19 protein-coding genes are annotated in these 20,040 nt (G+C 66.8%); 7 read left to right on the top strand and 12 right to left on the bottom strand.

From position 1 onward, the window contains the following. Positions 1–3 precede the first annotated feature (3 nt). From J4H86_RS22800 to J4H86_RS22785, 4 genes are read left to right on the top strand one after another with little or no spacing between them, the layout of a single operon-like run. The gene (locus J4H86_RS22800; protein WP_236540210.1) at positions 4–1,572 is read left to right on the top strand and encodes an FAD-dependent monooxygenase; all 1,569 of its coding nucleotides are present in this window, start codon (positions 4–6) and stop codon (positions 1,570–1,572) included. 31 nt (positions 1,573–1,603) lie between these two features. After that, a complete protein-coding gene (locus J4H86_RS22795; RefSeq protein ID WP_236540208.1) occupies positions 1,604–2,173 on the top strand; it encodes a TetR/AcrR family transcriptional regulator in 570 nt (189 codons plus the stop codon). Then, the gene (locus tag J4H86_RS22790; RefSeq protein WP_236540206.1) at positions 2,170–2,748 is read left to right on the top strand and encodes a hypothetical protein; all 579 of its coding nucleotides are present in this window, start codon (positions 2,170–2,172) and stop codon (positions 2,746–2,748) included. Before J4H86_RS22795 ends, J4H86_RS22790 begins: the two co-directional genes overlap by 4 nt. A gap of 52 nt (positions 2,749–2,800) precedes the next feature. Continuing rightward, positions 2,801–3,145 carry a nuclear transport factor 2 family protein gene (locus J4H86_RS22785; protein ID WP_236540204.1) on the top strand — a complete coding sequence of 115 codons (345 nt, stop codon included), beginning with the start codon at positions 2,801–2,803 and terminating at the stop codon, positions 3,143–3,145. Between the two features lie 74 nt (positions 3,146–3,219). Here the strand turns inward: J4H86_RS22785 and J4H86_RS22780 are convergent, their stop codons facing one another. Then, positions 3,220–3,903, bottom strand: a complete 684-nt coding sequence (locus J4H86_RS22780) for a response regulator (protein WP_236540202.1) — start codon at positions 3,901–3,903, stop codon at positions 3,220–3,222. Then, on the bottom strand, positions 3,900–5,204 hold the full coding sequence (locus tag J4H86_RS22775) for a sensor histidine kinase (RefSeq protein ID WP_236540200.1): 1,305 nt from the start codon (positions 5,202–5,204) through the stop codon (positions 3,900–3,902). Before J4H86_RS22775 ends, J4H86_RS22780 begins: the two co-directional genes overlap by 4 nt. 144 nt (positions 5,205–5,348) lie before the next feature. Here J4H86_RS22775 and J4H86_RS22770 point away from each other — a divergent pair, with 144 nt between their 5' ends. After that, positions 5,349–6,392 carry a CPBP family intramembrane glutamic endopeptidase gene (locus J4H86_RS22770; RefSeq protein ID WP_236540198.1) on the top strand — a complete coding sequence of 348 codons (1,044 nt, stop codon included), beginning with the start codon at positions 5,349–5,351 and terminating at the stop codon, positions 6,390–6,392. Here the strand turns inward: J4H86_RS22770 and J4H86_RS22765 are convergent. Beyond that, positions 6,359–6,820, bottom strand: a complete 462-nt coding sequence (locus J4H86_RS22765; RefSeq protein WP_236540196.1) for a MarR family winged helix-turn-helix transcriptional regulator — start codon at positions 6,818–6,820, stop codon at positions 6,359–6,361. The two genes, J4H86_RS22770 and J4H86_RS22765, sit on opposite strands and share 34 nt — an antisense overlap. 102 nt (positions 6,821–6,922) lie before the next feature. On the opposite strand from J4H86_RS22765, the gene J4H86_RS22760 reads away from it, so the two are divergent. Then, entirely contained in the window at positions 6,923–7,282 is a 360-nt protein-coding gene (locus J4H86_RS22760) for a hypothetical protein (RefSeq protein WP_236540194.1), read from the top strand. Between the two features lie 30 nt (positions 7,283–7,312). On the opposite strand, the gene cas2e is transcribed toward J4H86_RS22760, so the two are convergent. The 8 genes from cas2e to J4H86_RS22720 all read right to left on the bottom strand — a co-directional run bounded on the left by cas2e (position 7,313) and on the right by J4H86_RS22720 (position 17,032). Continuing rightward, positions 7,313–7,642, bottom strand: coding sequence for a type I-E CRISPR-associated endoribonuclease Cas2e (gene cas2e / locus J4H86_RS22755; RefSeq protein WP_236540192.1), 330 nt, complete (start codon positions 7,640–7,642; stop codon positions 7,313–7,315). After that, entirely contained in the window at positions 7,642–8,655 is a 1,014-nt protein-coding gene (cas1e, locus tag J4H86_RS22750; RefSeq protein ID WP_236540191.1) for a type I-E CRISPR-associated endonuclease Cas1e, read from the bottom strand. The genes cas2e and cas1e overlap by 1 nt, the downstream gene beginning before the upstream one ends. A 4-nt stretch (positions 8,656–8,659) precedes the next feature. Next, complete coding sequence (locus J4H86_RS22745) at positions 8,660–9,343, bottom strand: type I-E CRISPR-associated protein Cas6/Cse3/CasE (RefSeq protein WP_236540190.1); 684 nt, start codon at positions 9,341–9,343, stop codon at positions 8,660–8,662. Positions 9,344–9,345: 2 nt separating this feature from the next. Then, positions 9,346–10,107: a type I-E CRISPR-associated protein Cas5/CasD gene (gene cas5e, locus J4H86_RS22740; RefSeq protein ID WP_236540188.1), complete on the bottom strand. Its 762-nt coding sequence runs from the start codon at positions 10,105–10,107 to the stop codon at positions 9,346–9,348. Further along, the gene (gene cas7e, locus J4H86_RS22735) at positions 10,104–11,285 is read right to left on the bottom strand and encodes a type I-E CRISPR-associated protein Cas7/Cse4/CasC (RefSeq protein WP_236540186.1); all 1,182 of its coding nucleotides are present in this window, start codon (positions 11,283–11,285) and stop codon (positions 10,104–10,106) included. Before cas7e ends, cas5e begins: the two co-directional genes overlap by 4 nt. Continuing rightward, a complete protein-coding gene (gene casB, locus J4H86_RS22730) occupies positions 11,282–12,046 on the bottom strand; it encodes a type I-E CRISPR-associated protein Cse2/CasB (RefSeq protein ID WP_236540183.1) in 765 nt (254 codons plus the stop codon). Before casB ends, cas7e begins: the two co-directional genes overlap by 4 nt. Then, positions 12,043–13,614, bottom strand: a complete 1,572-nt coding sequence (gene casA, locus J4H86_RS22725) for a type I-E CRISPR-associated protein Cse1/CasA (RefSeq protein WP_236540181.1) — start codon at positions 13,612–13,614, stop codon at positions 12,043–12,045. The genes casB and casA overlap by 4 nt, the downstream gene beginning before the upstream one ends. Before the next feature lie 556 nt (positions 13,615–14,170). After that, positions 14,171–17,032: a CRISPR-associated endonuclease Cas3'' gene (locus J4H86_RS22720; RefSeq protein WP_236540180.1), complete on the bottom strand. Its 2,862-nt coding sequence runs from the start codon at positions 17,030–17,032 to the stop codon at positions 14,171–14,173. Positions 17,033–17,701: 669 nt separating this feature from the next. Here J4H86_RS22720 and J4H86_RS22715 point away from each other — a divergent pair. Beyond that, positions 17,702–18,922: a DUF418 domain-containing protein gene (locus J4H86_RS22715; protein ID WP_236540178.1), complete on the top strand. Its 1,221-nt coding sequence runs from the start codon at positions 17,702–17,704 to the stop codon at positions 18,920–18,922. A gap of 64 nt (positions 18,923–18,986) precedes the next feature. On the opposite strand, the gene J4H86_RS22710 is transcribed toward J4H86_RS22715, so the two are convergent. Beyond that, entirely contained in the window at positions 18,987–19,979 is a 993-nt protein-coding gene (locus J4H86_RS22710; RefSeq protein ID WP_236540176.1) for an alpha/beta fold hydrolase, read from the bottom strand. Positions 19,980–20,040: the final 61 nt, after the last annotated feature.

The following is a 20,040-nucleotide window of genomic DNA, read 5'->3' as shown; positions in this document are numbered from 1 at the left end:
GGAATGACCACAGACGTAGTGATCGTTGGAGCCGGCCCCACGGGGCTCACGCTGGGCATCGAACTGGCACGACGGGGAGTCGGCGTCCGCGTTGTTGATGCCTCCTCCGGGGTGACCACGCAGACGCGCGCACTCGGCGTCCAAGCCCGAACATTGGAGCTACTGCGAAGGGTGGACCTCGCCGAGCCGGCCATCGACCTCGGTCTGACGGTGACGGACTTCCGCGTCTTCAGCGAGCGGCACCAGATCCTGCATCTGACCCTGCGGGACGTGGACAGTCCTTATCCATTCCTCCTTATGCTGCCGCAGAACCAGACGGAAGAACTGTTGTCGACCCGGCTCGCCGACGCGGGCGTCGTGGTGGAGCGCGACGTCGAACTCGTGGATCTCCATCAGACCGTCGATGCCGCGCACGCGACACTGCGTCATCGGGACGGCACTGTCGAGGAGACCAGCGCGGCGTGGGTCGTCGGTTGTGACGGTGCGCGCAGCAGCGTCCGGCGTCTTCTAAAGATCCCCTTCGTCGGAAGCACCTTCGAAGAGAACTTCGCCGTCGCGGACCTGCGCATGGACTGGGCTCTGCCCAACGACGAACTCTTCGCCTTCCTGCATCGGGGCGACTTCATCGCGTTCTTCCCGATGGCTGATGGCCTGCACCGCGTGGCGACGGCGCAGGGCATCGGTGACACGACTTCGGGAGAGGTGACGCGGGCGGAGCTGGAGGCGGCTGTGGAGCGGGGCGCTCCGTCTGGCTCCCGGATCGCCGAGATCCGAGAAGCGGGACGGTTCCAGATCAACCAACGTTCCGTGGCGCGCCACGCGCAGGGCCGCGTGTTCCTCGCCGGCGACGCCGCCCACATTCACTCGGTGGTGGGCGCCCAGGGAATGAACACGGGGATCCATGACGCGTTCAATCTCGGCTGGAAGCTAGCGGCCGTCATCCGTGGAAACGCTGCCCGCACCCTGCTTGACACTTACGCCACCGAACGCGCCCCCGTAGCCCGGCGCCTGGTGCGAGGCACCCGCCGGATCACCCGGATGACCCTGCTGCGCAACCCGGTGAGCACCGCGGCGCGCAGGACCATCGCCTCGCGAGTGCTCGGTCGACCGACCGTGCAGCGGACCCTGGCGCGGGCACTCACTCAGGTCGACGTCTCCTACCGGGATTCGACCGGCGCCGCGCACGACGATTCGGTCCGGGCCGGGGATCGTGCTCCGGACGTAGGCCTCACCTCGGACACGTCACTGTTCGACGTCCTCGACTCCACGTTCCACACGCTGCTGGTCGTTGGGAACATCAGCGGCGCCACCGGATCGGCGCTGCGCGCACTCGTCGATGCGTCCGGCTATCCAACGCGGGTCGTTCATGTCCTGGACGCCGACGGCTCATCGACCAGCCATGCCGACATCGTGATACGCGCCCCGGACCCCCTACGCCACCGATACGACATCGACGATCACGCGTCCCTGTTGATTCGCCCCGACGGGTACATCGCCTGGCGTGGAATGCCCGACGACCACGTGGGACTGTCCCAGGTGTTGGCGAACAATCGGGAAAACCTTGAGACTTGAAAATGACTGAACAGTCAGTCATAGTTGGTTCATGGCCAAACGAGTCGACGCGGACGAACGACGAGAGCTCATCCTGGACGCGGCGGTGCGGGTGTTCGCCCGGCAGGGCTTCGCCGCCACACGGATGGAGGACATCGCGCGGGAGGTGGGGGTCGCCAAGGGCACGGTGTACCTGTCCTTCACGAACCAGGACGCGCTGCTGGAGGCCGTCTTCTCCTCCTATGCCAGCCGCGCACGTGAAGTCCTGGAGTCGGTCGGTGACGGGCCGCCGTTGGTGCGGCTCGAACGTCTTCTACGTTCGGTGGTCGCGATGCTGGCCTCCGCCCCCGACCACGCCCAGGTGGTGTTGGACCTCCAGGGGACGGGCCTGTCGCTGAACATGGCCGCGATCTACCGCGCGTATCGGGATCGGATCGCCGAACTGCTGCGGGACGCGCTGAGCGAAGGAGCCCTACGGCCAGGGGTTGGCGAAGGCCACGCGGCCGTCATCATCGGGGCTGTGGAGGGATGCTTGCTGCAGCGGTTGGCGGACCCCGCCGTGGAGCTCGCTGACCTGGCGGAACCGATCATCGATCTGTGCGTCGAGGGGATTCGGGCATGAGGATCATCGACATACTCATCGCGCCGCGGGCGACCACCGGAGAGATCGTCGTCGGATTCGGTGCGGCATTCGCGGGAACGGCACTGACCCTTGCCCTGGCTCTTCGGTCCGAGCTTCCGGTCGTCGCCATCGTGGTGGTCGGGGTCGTTGCCTTCGACCTCTTTGGCGGAGCGGTCGTCAACGCGACCCGATCCGCCAAGCGCTGGTACCACCGGGAGGGACGCACCGCTCGACACCACCTCCTGTTCGTGGCCTGCCATATTCAGCCGTTCCTGCTGGCCCTGGTGATTCCCGGCTTCTCCTGGATCACAGCCACGACGATCTACGCGGCGACACTGGTGGCCGCGGTACTCGTCACCGCGGCTCCGCCGAGCCTGCGTCGACCCCTCGCCTTCACCCTGGTGGTCTTGGGGCTCACCCTCCTGGCCACCGTGGCGAGCGTGCCCCCGGTGGTCGCGTGGTTCGGCCCCGTTCTGCTCGTCAAGCTCCTGCTGGCACACCTGCTCCCGGAGGAGGCCGCCGAGCCCACCCAGGGGACCGCCGCGTCGCTCGCGTCGACCCAGGGACGGGTATGACCTTGGGACGGCTCGGCGAACGGGGGGGAGCATATCCGCGAACAAGGAGACCGTGCGGCGATACATCGACGGTTTCACCAGGTCCGACCACCAGCAGATCCTTGACTGTCTGACCGACGACATCCAGTGGACCGTCTTCGGGATGTTCCGGATCAGCGGCAAGGAGGCCTACGACCGGGAGATAGAGAACCCCGACTTCACCGGCAGCCCCACACTCACCATCGTGCGACTGGTCGAGGAGGACGACGTGGTCATGGCGGAGCTCACCGGTGAGGTTCGCCGGGCCGACGGCACGGTGATGCGTATGGCCATGGGTGAGGTGTTCGTCATGGAGGACGCCAAGATCAAGGAACGGCGTGCCTTCGTGGTGGAACTGAAGGAGAACGAGTACCGGTAGCCGGGGTCACGCCGCGGCCTCGACGGCGTGAGCTCCCGAAGGGCGCGGCCTTCTTCCCACCGCTCCCTCTCCCCTCAACCGGTGGGGTCGGTCGGGCCCGACCGTCGCACCCACACCGCCAGCTGTGTTCGGTCGTGCAGTTCCAGTTTGCGGAGGATGCTGGATATGTGGTTCTTCGTCGTCCCCTCGGTGATGAAGAGGCGACGCGCGATCTGCCGGTTCGTCGCGCCCTCCCCCACGAGGTGGGCGACCTCCGTCTCACGTTCGGAGAGCGGCGAGGTGGCTTCGGGCTCGGCCGCTCGTGGTGTCGCCGCTCCTTGGAGCGCTTCCACCAGGCGCGACGCGGCGGCGCTGCCCAGCACCATTTCTCCCCGGGCCGCGCGGTGCAGGGAGGAGACCAGCTCGTCGGGATCGGTGTCCTTGAGGAGGTAGCCCTTGGCCCCGGCCCGCAGGCCGCCGAAGATGTAGTCGTCCTCGTCGAATGTGGTCAGGATGACGGCCGCGACGGAGGGGTGCTCGACGGTCAGGCGGGCTATGAGCGCGATGCCGTCCATGCCGGGCATGTGTGCGTCGACCAGGGCGACGTCGGGCGGCGGCTCGGCGGTGGCGAGATGTGCGAGTGCGGCGGCTCCGCCGGCGGCGTCGGCGGTGACCTCCACGCTGTCCTCGAGCTCGAGGAGTTTGCGCAGCCCCTGGCGCATCAGCACCTGGTCGTCGACGATGAGCACCCGGACCCGTACCGCTGGCTCGGATGTCATGCTCGCGCCGGACTGGTGATCAGCGGGGCGGGGTGTGCGGTGTCGTGCGGGGTGGGAAGCTCCGCCCGGAGGAAGAAACCACCTTCGTCCCGGTTCCCAGTGGTCAGGGCGCCGCCCACCGCGGCGAGACGCTCGCCCAACGCGCTGATTCCCCACCCCTCCTCCGTGGCCTCCTCCGGCGCCCCGCGGCCGTCGTCGGCGATGGTGACGGTGACCCGGTCCGGCACGCACTCCACGCTGACGGAAACCCGCGATGCCGCGGAGTGGCGCGCGGCGTTGGTCAGTCCTTCCTGCACGACTCGGTAGCACACCAGCTCGGCTTCCTCTCCCAGGCCCGGCCACTCCCCCGAGGTGGAGAACGCGACGTCCATCCCACTGCCGGAGAAGGCGGAGGCCAGGGCCTGCATCGCCTCCGGGCCGGCGCGCCCCTCCAGACTCAAGGGGCGTAGGGCGCGCACCCACCGTCGGGTGTCGGCGAGGGCCTCCTGGGTGAGGCGCTTGGCATCGGCCACCTCCTCCCACGCCTGGTCGGGACGGGCACGGCGGAATCGTTCCGCGTTCGCGAGACCCATGTTGATGACCGTCAGGTAGTGCCCGACGGAGTCGTGCATCTCCCGCGCCATCCGGGCCCGTTCCTCGGCGACGCTGAGTTCCCGGGTGCGTTCGGCGTAACGACGAAGCTCCGCGTGTGCCTCCTCGAGGTCGACGAGCAGGTGACGCGTGTGCCGGGCACGTTCCCGTGCGGCGATGAGTCCCCGAAACACCAGGATCACCGCCACGTTCAGACAGAGGAAGAGGGACGCCTCCAGGACCCCCTTCATCCAGTCTCCCCGCGCGACGAACAACACGATGGGGGCGGGGCAGAACAGCACCGCGCAGGCGACCGCTACCCGTGGGCCCAGCACGAGGGTGACGTTGGCCAAGCCCAGGCAGGCCAGGATGAACACCGTGGTCCCACCTGACGTCAGCACCATCAGGAACGCGCTGGCGAAGAAGGCCAGGCTGAGAACGACCGGGCGTCGTCCCACCGGACGCACCGACCAGTTGAGGAACGGCCACAACACCCCGGTCAGGATGAAGGCGAGCAGATGTCCGGCCTCCATGAGCTCGAGCGGTCCGGAAGCGTCCACCCCCGCTAACCGGGATTCCGGCTCGGCGACCACGGTGTAGAGACCGAACACCGCGTGGGCGACGAAGGTGCCCCAGAACATCGGCACCAGCACCGGTGGGCGGCCTCCATCGCCGCTCAGCGTGACCCACTGGTCCAGGCCCCGCGCTCCCCCGTCGTCTCCCGCGCTCATGCGCCGAAGCTAGCACCGGCGTCACGGGGACACATCCCCACGGGGGTCATGTCCTAGTCACGTACTCCGACATGACCCACGGCGTGACCCGAGTCGTTCTCTGGCGCGATGTGCCCGGAGTCATGGCGCGCCTACCGTTCCGGCATGGTTTCCCACCCTCCGCCCGCACGCCGCACGATCGGCGACGAGTTCATCCGTGCCGGCTCATCCGGCGTGCGCGCCACCCATCCACTGGCCACGATCCCACTGACCCAGATCTTCTACATGCTGGGCCTCCTGCCGTCGATGCTGATGGTCGGCCCACTCATGGACCGCCTGTCGGCGGGGGTCGAGGATCCGGACTCCCTGTTCCTGCTGGAGCTCGTCGCCATTCCGCTGGGCTACGTATTCCCCTACGTCGTGCTGTTCGTGTGGCTGCGGTGGTACGAACGGCGCACGTTCTTCCGGTCGACCGGGCTCGGCTTCGGCTGGATGACGCTCAGAGGGCTCGGCTGGGGCACGGTGTGGGGTGTCGCCTTCATCGTCGGCTGGTACGGGATCGCGTTGGCGTCGGGCATCGCCTCGGTGGACCGGGTCGGCGACTTCGGTCCGGACGGCGCGGCCGGCATGTTCATCGGAGGCACGCTGATGCTTCTCATGCGCGTCGTGATGATCGGGATCGAAGAGCAGCTCTTCCGAGGGTGGATGCTGCAGGCGGTCGGCGCCCGCTGGGGAGTGCTGGCGGGGGTCCTGGTCTCGTCGGTCTGCTTCTCCGCGTTCCACTTCTTCAACCTGGCCATCCTGCTCCCGGGATCCACGCTGCACGAACCGCACTGGGTGTTGATGCTGAACATCTTCCTGTGGTCGGTGTTCGCGGCGCTCATCACGCTGAGCAGCGGAAACCTGTGGGCGGCGACCGCGTTCCACGCGGCGGTGCTGATCCTTCCCTGGTTCCTGTTCACGATCACCGTGCCCGACGGAGTAGGCCAGTGGCTGGGACAGAGCGAGGCCATGGGGCTTGTCGTGCTCGTGATCGCGGAGCCCTCGCACTACGCGGGAGGCGCTGGTTTCGCCGGCCTGTTCGAGGGGTTGCCGGCCACAGGGGCGATGCTCGTGCTGATCGCGGGAGCGTGGTTCTGGCTGCGGCGCGGGGGCGCAAACGGGCTGCGCGAGACTCAGTCGTCGGCGTCGGTGAGCGCTTCCTCGTAAGCACGCAGGGTGTCGACGACCAGCCGACGCTGCCCTGGGGTGAGAGGGGCGAGCACCTCACGCCAGGCGCGGGCACTCGCCGAAAGCCACTCCTCGACCGCGGGGCGATGCGCGTCGGCGATGTGCACGATGGTGCGGCGTCGGTCGGCGTCGTCCTCCCGGCGTTCCAGCACGCCCTTCCGGCTGAGGTCCCCCACCATCAGACTCACCGTCGTGGGTGCCACCTCCAGGCGCGCGGCCAAGGTGTTGACGGTGAGGGGACCGTCGAAGAGCAGGTAGGCGAGCACGGACAGGTGGCGGGGGGCGAGGTCGAACGAACGCAGCGGTTCCGGCGGTGGCGTTCGCTTCGCCCGTCCCACCAGTCGGGGCATCAACAGGAGCATCGTCCGCGTTCCCTCGTCGACACCGATGCCGTCGGCGTCAGCCACGCCGCCCCCTCTCACTAATGGCTCTCCGTCGCCGGACCCATTTGTCCGTCGCCGTTGCCGCTGGCATCCTGACGGGGTACGCACAGCGAGCGGAGGACGCGGATGGCCCACCCCACCGGACCGCGGCGACAGGTCAACACCGTACTCCTGATCTCGGGCATCATGCTCGGGCTCGTCGGGCTGGTGGCACTGATCCTGGCGGTCCTGATGCCCACGTTCATCGGCTTCGGGCTGATCGTCGCACTCCCCACCGGCCTCATCGGACTCCTGCTGAGCGGCGTCGGCGTCGTACTCCTCATCCGCGGCCTCGCCGCACCCCCGAAGCCACACCCCACCCCGTGGCACCCCCCACACGGCCACACCCCACCCCCCAACGGACCAACTCACCCGACCTACGCCCAACCCCCCACACAACAGCCGCCGGGGCCGGCGCAGCCTCCGCCCCAGCCGCCACCTAGCTAGGCGAACGGCCGAGGGCTGGGGCGGAGGCGGTCAACCGCCCTGGAGATCCTTCGGGTCCTCGGGTCCTGGTGAATCGAGCGGATTGAAACGGATCAGTTGGATGCCGTCCCAATCGGCAACCTCACGACGGCGTTGACCTGCGGTGAGCAGGTCGAATCCTTGTTCGTTGTCTGCCGGATGCATGCACGTCGCCGCCCCGTCTTCGATGGACTCCTCGACCCGGGCCCATAGTTCTTCCCGGACCCGCGTGCTCATGGTGCCGACGAACACGCCGGGGGCGGGTTCTACCATCCATCGGGACAGGGCACCCCGCAGGCTGTCAGGGACCGCGGTCGTTGTGATCACCACCATTGCGCCCATCAGTCCCTCTCGAGTGAGTCAGGATCGTCGGGGAACGGTTCGCGACCGTAGTTCACCCCGCCGGCCACCGATCCTGTCTCGGGATCCCACAGGTCGGTGACGCGCCAGTTCTTCGGGACCTCCTCCTCGAACCGGTCCTCGAAATCGGGATCATCGAGGGAGAGCAGAAGCTGCGTGTCTTGGATGATGCGCGGGATCATCCGGTAGAGGCGGTACTGGGAACGCAGACTCCGGCGGGCGTCACGATCGGGCTCGGACGAGGAGTGCAGGGAGAATGCGAGGGGGATCGTGGTCTCATGTTTGTAGAGGTCCGCGATGTCGTAGACGAACGAGTGTTGTTTCCCCTGGTGAACAAAGCTCACTGCCGGCGAGAGGCCGAGGTGGGCGAGGACGGAATGCACTACGCCGTACAGGGCGGAGTTCGCGGACGAGAACGCGCGGTTCACCGGATCGCTGGTGTCCCATTCCTCGGGATTGAACGTGCGGCGGAACGGTTTCAGCTTGTACTTGGTGGCGTAGGACTTGTACAGGGCCTGCATTCGCCGGCCCTCCATCCGGCGTAGCTCCGCGATGGACACTCCGTCAAAGGGCTCGTCGCCGAATCGCATCTCGTACATAGCCCGCGCGACCCGCTCTCGCCGCTTCTCATCGCTGCTGGCGCTGACCTGCTTCTGTAGCCACGTAGTGGACTTCTCACGGGACTGCAGAGCGCCGTAGTACAGGATGCCGCCTGCTCCTGTGGTGACGATGGTGGTTCCGTGGCGAAAGAACGTCGCCATCGCGGGGGTCGTGATCGAAACGCCAGGCCCCAACATCAGGCAGGCGATCGACGCGGTGGGGAGAGCGACACGTTGGATTCGGTCGTCCTCGGTCGTGGTCTCCGCATGGACACCGGTGTCGTTCTGGGTGATGCGTACCCGGTCGGCGAACAGGAAGGACAAGTTGTCCGAGACGCGGGGCAGCATCGCGAGCGTAGGACGGTTGAGGTCCCTTCGGGGGTCGAAACCTGACATGTGCTCACTCTCCTGAGGTAAGGCTGAGCAGCCCCAGTCCGAAGTTCTTTCCCCGGCCAATGCCGTGGGCGAGGGCCGTCCCCACTGCGGCCCCGTCGCGGATCCGAGCGGTGCCCTCGAAACACACGGCGGGCAGGCGTACCGGCTTCCTGCCGTTCCTGCGGCGGTTGTCGACCGCGTTGCCAACCGGACGCGACAACACGCTCTCCGGGATCAGTCCTGCGGCCTCGGCCTTGCCGACCCACCACTGTTCAGCGGCACGGCCCCGCAGCGGGATCGTGATCTCCCCGGACGGGAGCCGTTCGCCGTTCGCACCGATCAGGTCACGGGGCTTGTCGGTCTTGCCGAGACGCCGGATGGGCGCGGCGACGACCCGGTACCGCACTCGACGTCCCTCGTGCAGGTGATTCAGGATGGGAGAGATGTCGCGGGTGCCATCCAGCGCGTAGCCGGGACCGAGCTGATCGCCATCGAGGGGCAGCTGGCTCTGGACCAGCAGCGACCACCCACGCCGAGTGATTTCTTCCCGAAAGAGCAGTCCGGCGTCCGCGCGTGGGGTGGTCGACTGGGTGGGCCCGAGCGCGGTGTCCAGGGCTTTCAGCAACATGCGGTGGTGGTCGCCGGCCTGGGCGAACTGGACTCCTAGGCGGTGGGGGCTCATGGAGATCTTGCTGAGCAATAGGCGCATGTCTAACGTCCCTCCAGGATGAAGGCGCGCAAGGCCTTTCGGTACGCCTCGTGCTCGTCGTGGTGGAGTTCCTCGGGGAGCGCTTCGGTGGTGACCACGACGTCCCGCGTCGCGAAGGATCGTTCCACTCCGTCGCCGATGCGGTCGGGGAGCGGAACATCCTTCACGGACGTGCGGGTGTGGTGACGGGACGCGTCCTCGAGGGGGTGTTCGTGGATGAATTCGACGCCTGTCGTGCGGTCGCGCTGAGGCGGAAGAGGGAGGCGGGTGCGCAGGGCGTCAGCCGGGTCGGCGACACCGGAGCGCAGCAGCATGGGCTGCTCCGGCAGATAGGAGCGCCGCCCCAGGTAAGGCTGCCAGAAGGGAGCCTCCAGGGCTTCGGCCGTGGGCCGGATGACCGACTCCGGGCCGGTCACCGCCACCGTGAAGACCGCGTCCGCGAGGAAGGGACGCCAGGTCTGGATCGTTGCGGTGCTGCGGTCACGGTACCCGCCGCCAGCCATGGGGGCGGTCCTGTTCGCAGGGAGGCCGCCCCCGGCCGTCTGATAGTCCGACATGTAGAGGCCATCACGGTCGATCCGCACCGTGACGGTGATGTCGTCGTACTCGGCGAAGCTGCCGCCCCGAGGGACCCCCCGCACCGCTCCGAACAAACCGATCAGTCCGGAGCGGGTAGGGTGCCGCAAGGTGTTTCGCCGGCCGAAGACGCGGTCCTCGCCCCAGCTCTGCATGGGTCCCGCGAGGCGCAGCAGCAGCCCGGTCACCGGGACGCTCCCCGCGGTCCACCGTCGGTGATCGCGCCGAGCGCCGCCTGGATCAGTTGTGGGTAGCCGTCGACTTCCTGGCCCAGCCCGGAGAGCTCCATGGCCTCACCAAACCGGCTGTGTCCGCTGAACAGGACGGTGTCCGGCCACCACACCTTGGCGAGGTCAGCGGCGTAGGAGCTGAGCACCCCTTGGGCATCGGCCATGTGGCCCCGGTGCCCCTCGACCGTCTGCTCGAAGGCACCGGCGAAGGACACCGGTCGGTCGCCGCGCACCGCAATGTGCACCAGTTCGGGGACGGTAGTGGCGCCGGTGGCGTTCTGCTTCCCGCTAGGGACGGTGTCGATGAACGCCCGCAGAAACTCACCAGCGAGTTGTTTCACGGTGCCGATGTCGCCGTCGGAGTTGGCGGCGAGCTGGGACAGGTTGATGTTGGCATAACGGTAGAACGTGCCGGCGGCGAACATGCCCTCATTCATGTGACCGCTGCCCGTCTCCCCCTCCCCAAGGAGATCGTCAACGGCGGTGAAGAAGTCGACGTCGATGTTGGTGCTGTGCACCGTGAACGCGTGCGCGAACTGCACCGCGCCGTCGACGTGGCTGGAGGGGAGCTCGGCCATCATCCGCCCGAACAGCCGGACCGAGGCGTTGCGCGTTGCGAGGATTTCCTCGATCTCCGCGGTGGGGAGTACACCCTTGGAGCTGGGCTTCTTGGCGTTCAACTGCGCCGTGATCTCGTCCGGGTGCTCGGACGCGAGGTGAGCGAGTGCCTCCACCGCCGATGGGGGGACGAAGAACAACACCGAGGTGTCGCGCGGGATCGTGAGATCGGGCTTGCCGTCACTGTTCTTCTTCGGCGGTTCGATCTTCACCCCCTTCGATCCCATGGCGCGCACGACCTCAACCCCGCCCTGGAGCGCGAGCTCCTCCGACCACTCGTGCTTCTCTCCCAGACATTCAGCGACTGCGGCGATCAAGCGACGCGTGCGGTAGGTGGGATCGGCGAGTCGTTCCTCCACCTGGTGGCGCACCACGCGCTTCCAGCTCTGGCTGGAGACACGGGTTCGTTCCTTGCCGCCCAGGACAAGTGTCTTCGGGGCACCAAGATCATCTCTATTGACGTTGGAGTACGGGAGAGTCTGCAGGGCGTGAATGTCGAGATACGCGGCGCTGCTCATGTGTTGTCCTCTTCGGGGGTCGTCGTCTGTTTGGTGTCGTCGTTCTTCTTCAGCTCGTACCGCTTCCTGGCCTCGAGGGTTCGGTAGAAGCCGTCGAGCCAGTTCTTGGCCACGATGTCCCGGCCACGACCACTCCAATAGGCGAGGTCCTCTGTGAGGACCTCCCAGTCGGGAGTCCGGTCCCGGGCACGCAAGAGGCGCGTCACCTTGGGGATGAATCGGTGCAGACCGTCGTTGTCCTGCCGACAAAGGAGATGGAGCCGGTCCTCCTCAGGGGAGCGAACTGCTTTCGGATCGTCATCAAGGCGGATACCGTGCGCGGCCTTCGCACGATCCACCGCCGCGTTGGCGAGTGCGGCGCCGAGGTTCCGTCTGAGGCGCTTTTCGCGCTCGGGCGTTCCGTCCTCCCCGCGCGATGTGTCAACCGGTGTTTCCTCTTGCTCCGGCGGTACCTCCCCCATCGGCACGGCCTCGTCGCCGTCGGACTTCAGGTCCAGCTGACGCTTGCGAGGTTGCGCGGCGATCAAGGAAGCCACGGTGTAAAACGCGCGTTCACGCGGGCGCCAGTCATCAGAGGCGATGTGTGGGACGACCACTCGACGTGCGATCGGATGCACCTCGTCGATCTTGCTGGGGTCACCGCCCAGGGAACGACGCAGCGCGGCGCGCTCTCGCGAACGGTGCTCCACGACCTCACTAATGTCCTCCACGAAGGTCTTGATCCGCCGCTGAAACACCTCGCGTTCCGGAGGTTGACTCATTCGTTCCGCCCTTCCGTCGCTTCGCTGCTAATGGTGGGTTCGGTAACCCAGTTGCGGTAAAGGGAGCCGACGTTGCGAGCCACCGCGCGAGCCACCCGTGGACGGTGTCGGTAGTCGTCGGTGGCCGTGTCGTAGACCTGAAGCGCCACAGAGATGAACCGATTCGGGGTCACGGGAGCGTCACCGGTGACCGCGTCCCAGAACACTGCCTCCGCCCTGCGCCAGTACCGGGCCATACTGAGTTCGTTCCACGGGGCGCGGTCGCCACCGGTGGATCCGCCGACCAACCCGCACTCCCGCCCCACCTGTGTCAGGGTGCGTTCCAGTTGCCAACCTGTGTCCTCAGCGGCGTCGGTGGCCGCACGGAGGTGATTGAGGACCCGACTAACTTTCTTGTCATCGCCCGCCTGCTCGGGTTCAGCGCTAAGCCAGTGGAGTACCGGTGGTGTTTCGGCGGTGAACCACGCCTTGTCCCGCGCCTGACGGTCCTGGTCGAAGCCGAAGACCTGGATGCGGAGGTCGGGGCGTCCGCGCAGGGCGCGGCTGAAGGTCGTGATGATCTTCGGTCGGGTGGTCCTGCCGGCGTCGCGCTCGGTGTCCTGGAGGATCGGGTCCACATCCCGCCACACCGCACGGCTGGCGTCCGCGGACCGCGCGAACTCTCGGCCGTCCTTGGTGGTCACGTACACCTGGAATGGATCGGGATTCTTGGGGGTGGCACCGTCTCGCGGGGGGCGCGCCCCCCAGGTGACGGTCGCGTCGACGACGCTTTGCCCATCATCGGAGGGATACAGCAGGACGGCGTGCTGTACCTGGTTGGTGAGAACGCCGGCGAGACCGTTGCCGGGGTCGGGGGCGAAGGTGGGATCACGGAGCTCGTCTCGCTCCCAGAACGCGGGATCGCCCTCGATCTCGCTGCTGACGAAGGGGATGTTGAGCACGATCGTCTCGAACAGCGTGCGTCCGACCGGATGGATGGACAGCGCGCCCCGTAGTGGTCCGGCGGCGGAATTACCCGCGGTCACACCGTTCGCGGTTCGCCGGGAGCACAGACCGGAAGGGCCGTAGTAAAGCGTGGCGATCAGGTGGTGCACAGCCTCTGCCGCGGGCACGGGCCGGGCCTCTCGGTCGTCAACGTGGCGAAGCCACACCTGGGTCCGCCCGGCTGGTCTTCCCCACACCAGCTTGTTGATGCCGGACGACTTGTCACACTCATCCCGCAAGCGCGGGTCCTGTCCCCACGGACGCTTCGCGTCGAAGAGCTCGAATCGGTCCCGGTAGTCATCGAAGTAGGCGGTGATCGCCTCGGCGTCAAACGCCCCTTCGGCCAATACCTGGTCGCGCGCGACCTGCCACTCGTGCTCCCGGTCGTAGTCGTCCAATCCGGTGACGCGAGCGGCGAGTAGCGCGAGGATCCGGTACAAACCGGCCATCGCCGGGGGAAGCGGGAGCTCCATTCCCGAGTAGTTGTGGGCGTCGCGAAGCAGTGCCTCCAGGCCGATCGGAGCGTCGACCGTGCCATCGAGCCCCTGCGGGGTCACGAATCCGGATGTGGCGAGATTGAACATCGGGTGTCTCTCCCTGGCAGTGACTCAAGGGGTGAGAATCTCGGGACGAGAGCAGGAGGGGCTCATCGTGGGGTGGATCTTGTTAATTCATTTCACGATATCGCGAAACCGGTGGCACTGTCAGGAGATTGGGGAAATCTCCACCGATTCACCCGGTCCAGATTGGCCGCCACGCGAAGAGACCCGAATTGAGCTGTCGCTTCTTCCGTGCCACCAGTAAGGTCTTGCTAACCTTGAGGGCACCGCGCACGCGGTGATGGACCGGCGACGGGCGGCACATACGACCTGACCCGGGAGCGAGTCCCACGCACGTGGGGGTGGTCTGTGCTCCGCCCCTGGGGGCGGAGCACAGCTCACAGCATCGCCAAAGCCGCCAGGAAGCCGATAATCACCCCCAGTAGCAATCCCCCGCTACCTCCAGCACCCCAGACCACCAGGTCATGTGTGGTGATGACGCCTCGCACCACGCCGCTCCTTTCTGGATGAGGAGTCCAGCGTCACAGACCATAGCCGCCCGACCATTTATTCGCAAGGCGACGGGTGGACCCACGGCGCCTCAGTGTCGTTGACGCTCGGGAACATCGACCCTGAGCCCCAGCTCAGGGTCGAGAAACCAGGACCTTCCGCCGAGGGAGGCGGGGGTGGGATGGCCGGGTTCGGTCACGGGATGGGGGAGGAGGAGTACGCGTTCGAGTTGCGGGCGGTTCTGCCACGGGGTGGGAACTGTCAGGTCCGCGTCGCTGAGCCGCGTCTGCCATTTGCCGCCGCGCACCGGAATGCTGAGGCTCATCACGGTCGCGGCCTCGTCGCGGGTGAGGGGGCGGGTGCGTTCGGGCTCGGCTCCAGGGAGGAGCTGGGTGGCCTCTGGGTCCGCCCACAGCGTCCCATCGGGGTCTCGGAAGCAGCACACGACGCGGACCGAGTCGGCACCGAGGCGGGTGGTGACCGCCTCGTCGGAGAGCGTTCCGTTGTTCATACGCAGCAGGTCAGCACCATAGTCCAGGGCGGCCGGCGTGGGCACGATCGCTTCCTCTCCCTGCTGACGCTCAGCCGTCTCCTTGGCCATACGCTCATACTCCGCCTCGTCCCTCGCCCGGATGCGATCGGCGTCGTAGACCTGTTCCACCAGATCCTGGACGTCCTCGGGGATTCGGACCTTCTCCCCGTGTTCGCGTAGCAGATTGGTGGTTCGGACCAGCAGCGACGTACCGTGAATGGCGCGCCATGCACCGGGGAGCTCTTCCTTGTCCACGAATTCCTCAGGTGTGAGCACACTGACCCGAGGCTCGGTAAAGGGGCCACGGGTGAACACCGGCACGTCCTTGTCGGCCACACGCCAGGCCTCATGCCGCCAACACCGCCCCGCCCGCTGGAGGAGCAGCGCGAGCGGGGCGAGGTCAGTAATCATGTGGTCGACATCGATATCGAGAGACTGTTCGATGATCGCCGTCGCCACCAGAACCATCGATGCGGGCCGATCCTTTGCTCCATCACGGCCCAGGCGGTAGACCAATTCCTCTGTGATGCGGTCCCGCTGCCGTTGCGGAAACCGTGCGTGTAGCAGCCGCAGCTCGGTGGTACTCGCGCCCACGTCTTGGCGAAGTTGCTTCACGAGCTCGTAGGTGGCTTGCGCTTCCGCCACGGTCGTGCAGATCACCGCGGCACAGCCCCCGGACGTGAACACCGGGGCGAGCTGCTCACCGAGTGCGGCGACGCGATCGAGTTCGTGGTCGGTCTTGTTGCCGTAGGGGCTGGGGTGCTCGCGGAGCGGGACGAATGTGGTGGTGACGGTGAGTGCCGGTCGTTCAGTGACGGTGATCGGTTCGGGGTTGTGCGTCACCACCGGAGTGTTGTCCTCTGTGGTGACGCACACCCAGCCGGGATAGTTGAGGTGGCCCACCACGGGTTCGCGACCCGACTTCTTTCCCCGCCGCCCCGGCAGCGAGCGTGGCAGTTTCGCCTCTTGGCCCTCGAGGTAGGCCCGTGCGTAGGCATCCGCAACGGAACGGTGCAGCGTCGCGGACAGCAACACGACCGGGACGCCGAACCGGCCGAACCAGCGCAGGAGCTGCTCCATCTCCAACCGCATGTAAGGGTCAACGGCGTGCGCCTCGTCGACGACCACGGATCCCCCGGCCAGGCCGAACAGCCGCACCGCGTTGTGCCGGGTGGGGAGGATTCCGAGCAGGGCCTGGTCGAACGTTCCGATACCCCAGGAGGCCAGGAGCGCCCGGAGTCCCCCATAGAGCCACTGGGTGGGCGCCAGGGCAGCGTCGAACTCGTCGCTGCTGAGGATGGCGGAGTCGGGTCTGGGAGACGCCGGAAGAAACTCCTGGTCGAGCCACGCCATCGAGTGCAGTTTCATCAACGGGGCAGGGGCGTCGGCGCGCCGCCTCACGAAGTCCCGCACCCGAGTGTGCATGCTGTTCGCGGTGGCCATGGTCGGCAGGAGGAAGGTGCGTCCGGGGCGACCGCACGCCTCCCCCATGTGGTCAGAGGCGAAGAGCCCGACCTCGGTCTTGCCTTCACCGGTGGGGGCGGTGACGATCAACAAGCCCGGCGTGTCTGTGACGAGCCTTGGCAGGTGCGTGGCGATGGACTGCTGCAAGGCGTGGGGGATGGAGATGTCCGGGAACGTCTCCGCGAAGCTCGCCGGCGGAGTACGAAGGCGGTCCAGTCCCGCCTCGGTCAGAAGACTGGGGGCTCGCCGCAGAACTCCTTCGAAGTGGGTCCGCAGGTCGAAGTCGTCGAGTGAGGCGGGGACGCGCTCCAGGATGAAGTGCTCCTGGCTCGCCAGCCAGTCGGACAGCACGACAATGCCGGTGACGAGCACTGCGGTCGTCGGGTCGAGTGCCGGCGGACGCGGTGGGTCGCCTAGGAGGTCGCGCATGGCGGCCAGGTAGGCGAACCGTTGCTCGTCCCAGATGTCCTCGGGCAGGTCGATGGTGGTACGCAGATCACCGCGAGAAGAGACCTGTGCGGTATATCGCCCGTGATGGCCGCCCAGCATCTGCGCGACCAGGTGAGTCAGCGGGTCATCGGAGGTCGGCGACGGGTACCCGGCCTCGACCAGCGCTACCGTCAGCCAGAGACAGCCGACCCTGTCGTGCGGGACGGGTTTTCCGGCTGGAGCCGGATAGCTGGACGGGAGCCGCGCCTTCAGCTTGCGCTGCATGTGCGGCTCGACCTTCCCGACATCATGTAGCGCGGCCCAGAACGCGATGATCCTCTCGGCCTCGCGTTCCGTCACCCCCATCGCCCCGGCGATGGTGGCGCGTAACCCGGGAGCGACGAAACGCCGCCACACCACGATCGCCACCGCGGCGACGTCCGCACCATGGCAGAGGGCCGGATAGTGCGCACCCTTCAGGCCGCGTTCTTTTCCCTTGTGGCGCAGGTCAGGGGAAGTGAGACCCACAAGAATCTCCAATATTTCGTCATCATCGACCGAATATGCCGAACACTAGCGCCACTCAGGGACATTGAGACCCAGCTCAAACTCCTGACTATTCCCAACCACACCCAGCGACGATCAAGAACCGACAGACCATTCGATCATTCACACCCATCACCCAAGTAACCAGGGGAAACCACCACACACCCCACCAACGATCTTCGACAAATGATCATTTTTCAGCGACGGACGCCACCCCCTCACCGCCAACGAAAAAGGTGCATTCCCTCGAGAAGTCAACTACGGAAATCAAATCGAATGAAAACCCCTTCAGACGAACCACATTCCGTGAAATTTCGCCAAGCTTCCCCACGAATCGCAACCGTCCGCGCGACTTCGCTACTAGCGGTTACTAGAGGACGACTCTGGGGAGCGCCCGTCGCCTTCTCGCTTCTCGTCTCCACCCATGGGTGGATTCACCCCCACCGCAGCCCGTGGTTGTGCACCCCAAACCATGAGGGCGGCGAAGCACTGATGGGGGTGGAGAAAACCTGACGAGGAGGCCCACTCGCATGTTCGGGCGGGTGTGGGGGTGGTGCTGGGCCCACCTGAGGATTCGGGTTAGGGGGATGGGCGGTATGGCGCGGACTGCGTAGGTTTCCCGTCATCCCCATGATGCCCCGGAGGAAACCAATGTCCCCGCCCGCACCGACGCACGGTCCCATTCGCCGACAGCGCGCCGTCATCCCCGATCTCGCTCGGGGGTTCATGTTGCTCTTCATCGCACTGGTGAACGCCCAGTTCTTCCTCACGCACGTCGACACCATCCAGGGAGGTGTCGACCAGATCCTGCTGTTCGTGCAGCGCACACTCGTGAACGGGCGTGCTATACCGCTGTTCTCCCTGTTGTTCGGATACGGCACGGCATGGATCCTGCGTCGAACAATGGACGCGGGGGGCGAGTGGGCCGACGCGCGTGCGGTACTGCGTCGCCGCGGATTCTGGATGCTCCTGATCGGCCTGGTCCACGGCGTCGTGTTCCTGCCGGTCGACATCGTGGGCGCCTACGGCCTCGGGCTGCTCCTGTTCGTCGGGTTCCTCCGGGCCAGCGACCGAGTCCTGCTGTGGTCCGCGGGAGGGTTCGCCGTGGTGTCGACGGTGGCACTCGTCGTGCTCACGCTCGCCGACGCCGCGTCCGCCACGTCCGAGACTCCGGAAGAGGCCGCTGCCGCCGCGCCGTCCCTGGTGGAGGGCAGCTTCCTCGCCGCGAGCACGCAGCGACTGGGAGAGTGGACGCTCTACACCCCCGTGACTCTGCTGATGACTGTCATGCCGCCCCTGCTGGTGGGCATGTGGGCCGGCCGCCGCCAGATCCTCGAGCGCCCGAACGACCACCGGACTCTGCTCACCTGGACGGGGACGGTTGGGATCGCAACGGCGATCGTCGGTGGTGTTCCGGTGGCGCTCGTGGGGGCCGGACTCGTACCAGCGCCCTCGCCCGTGCTGGAGGGCATGTTGTGGGTCGTGCACGACCTCTCGGGCTGGGTGGGAGGTGCGGGTTGGACGGCCCTCATCGCCCTGTCGACGATGTGGCTGACGCGACGGACGGACGACGAGACTGACGCCAGTCCCGCCTCCTCGACCGGTCCGGTGACGTCGGCGATCGCGGCGGTGGGTGAACGGTCTCTGAGCTGCTACCTGTTCCAGAGCGTCGTGTTCACCATCGTGTTCGCGCCGTACGGCCTCGGCCTCGGTGCGCACGCGACGGCGGCGACCGCCGTGGTCGTGGCGGTGACCACATGGTCGGCGTCGGTGCTCCTTGCCGAGGTCCAGCGCAGACACAATCGGCGCGGCCCTGCCGAGGTGCTGCTGCGGACCCTGGTCTACGGCCGGAGGTCCCACGCCAACCGCTGATGCCGACTCCGGTGTCCCACCAGGCGGGACGGGTGCCTGGTGGGACACCGGAAGTTCGGTGTCGCTACGTCTGGGCGCGGACGAACTCCGCGATGTCGGCGGCGACCTCTTCTGGGTATTCGCCGTGCACCGCGTGTGAGGCGTCGGGATAGACCTGGACCGTGCCGTTGGGAAGCACGCGTTCGGCGGTGGCGATGGCGCTCTCGGAGTCGTGCATCACGGACTCGCCCGCGAGGATCGCCAGGACGGGGATGTCGAGGTCGGCGAGCTGGTCCTCGGCGATCAGGGTGGGTTGCGGCAGCTTGAGCGCGTAGTGCTTCATTCCCGCCTCGATCATCTCGGCGACGGGTTCGTCCTCGACGGGCGCGCCACCGGCGGTGTAGGAGTTGAAGCCGTCCCGCCAGGACTTCGGCATCCACGAACTCGCCGCCGGGATGGACCGGAAGATGGTCTTCAGCGGCATTCCGTCGAAGACGAAGACCGGATCGATGAGGGTCATCGAGGCCAACTGGTCAGTTGTGTGGACGGCGAGGTTCGCGGCCGTCCATCCGCCGATGGACAGCCCGACCACGTTGAACGTGTCCTCGGGAAGTCCTTCGAGCGTTTGCTCCAGCCACTCGGCCTGCTCCTCATCGGATGCGATGGGCCGATCCTGGATGCTCAGCCCTGGTTCGCCCAACAGGTCGATGGTGTACACGTCACCGATCTCCAACAGCGGATTCAGGGTTTCGCCCCACACTGGTGAGGCGGAGGACCGGCCCGGCAGCATCACCAACGGCGCCTCCGCGTCACCCGTGCCGGCGAAGTGGTAGGCGCGAACGAGCCCGTAGTCGGTACGGATGTCGAGCGCCTCGTCGGGGCTGGGCATGTCCGCGAACGTCTCGTCGTAGTGGGCCAGGAAGGCCTCGCGCCCCTCAGCGCTCGTCCAGTGCCCCACGGGTGATGGTGTCCGCGAGGCGTAGCTCATGGCCAGCACTAACACCACGCACACCCCCAGGGCGATGAACAACCGCCGACGCCGTCGCCCCGTCGGCCTACTCTGCTTCTCGTCTTCCATGACTCCCCCTACCTGGCCTGCTAACCGATCGGTTAATAATCTGACCGTACGGTAGAATTCG

Origin of the sequence: Spiractinospora alimapuensis (assembly GCF_018437505.1) — a bacterium.
GTDB lineage: Bacteria > Actinomycetota > Actinomycetes > Streptosporangiales > Streptosporangiaceae > Spiractinospora > Spiractinospora alimapuensis.
The sequence above is the reverse complement of the archived record's forward strand: the minus strand, read 5'-3'. Positions and strand labels throughout refer to the sequence as shown.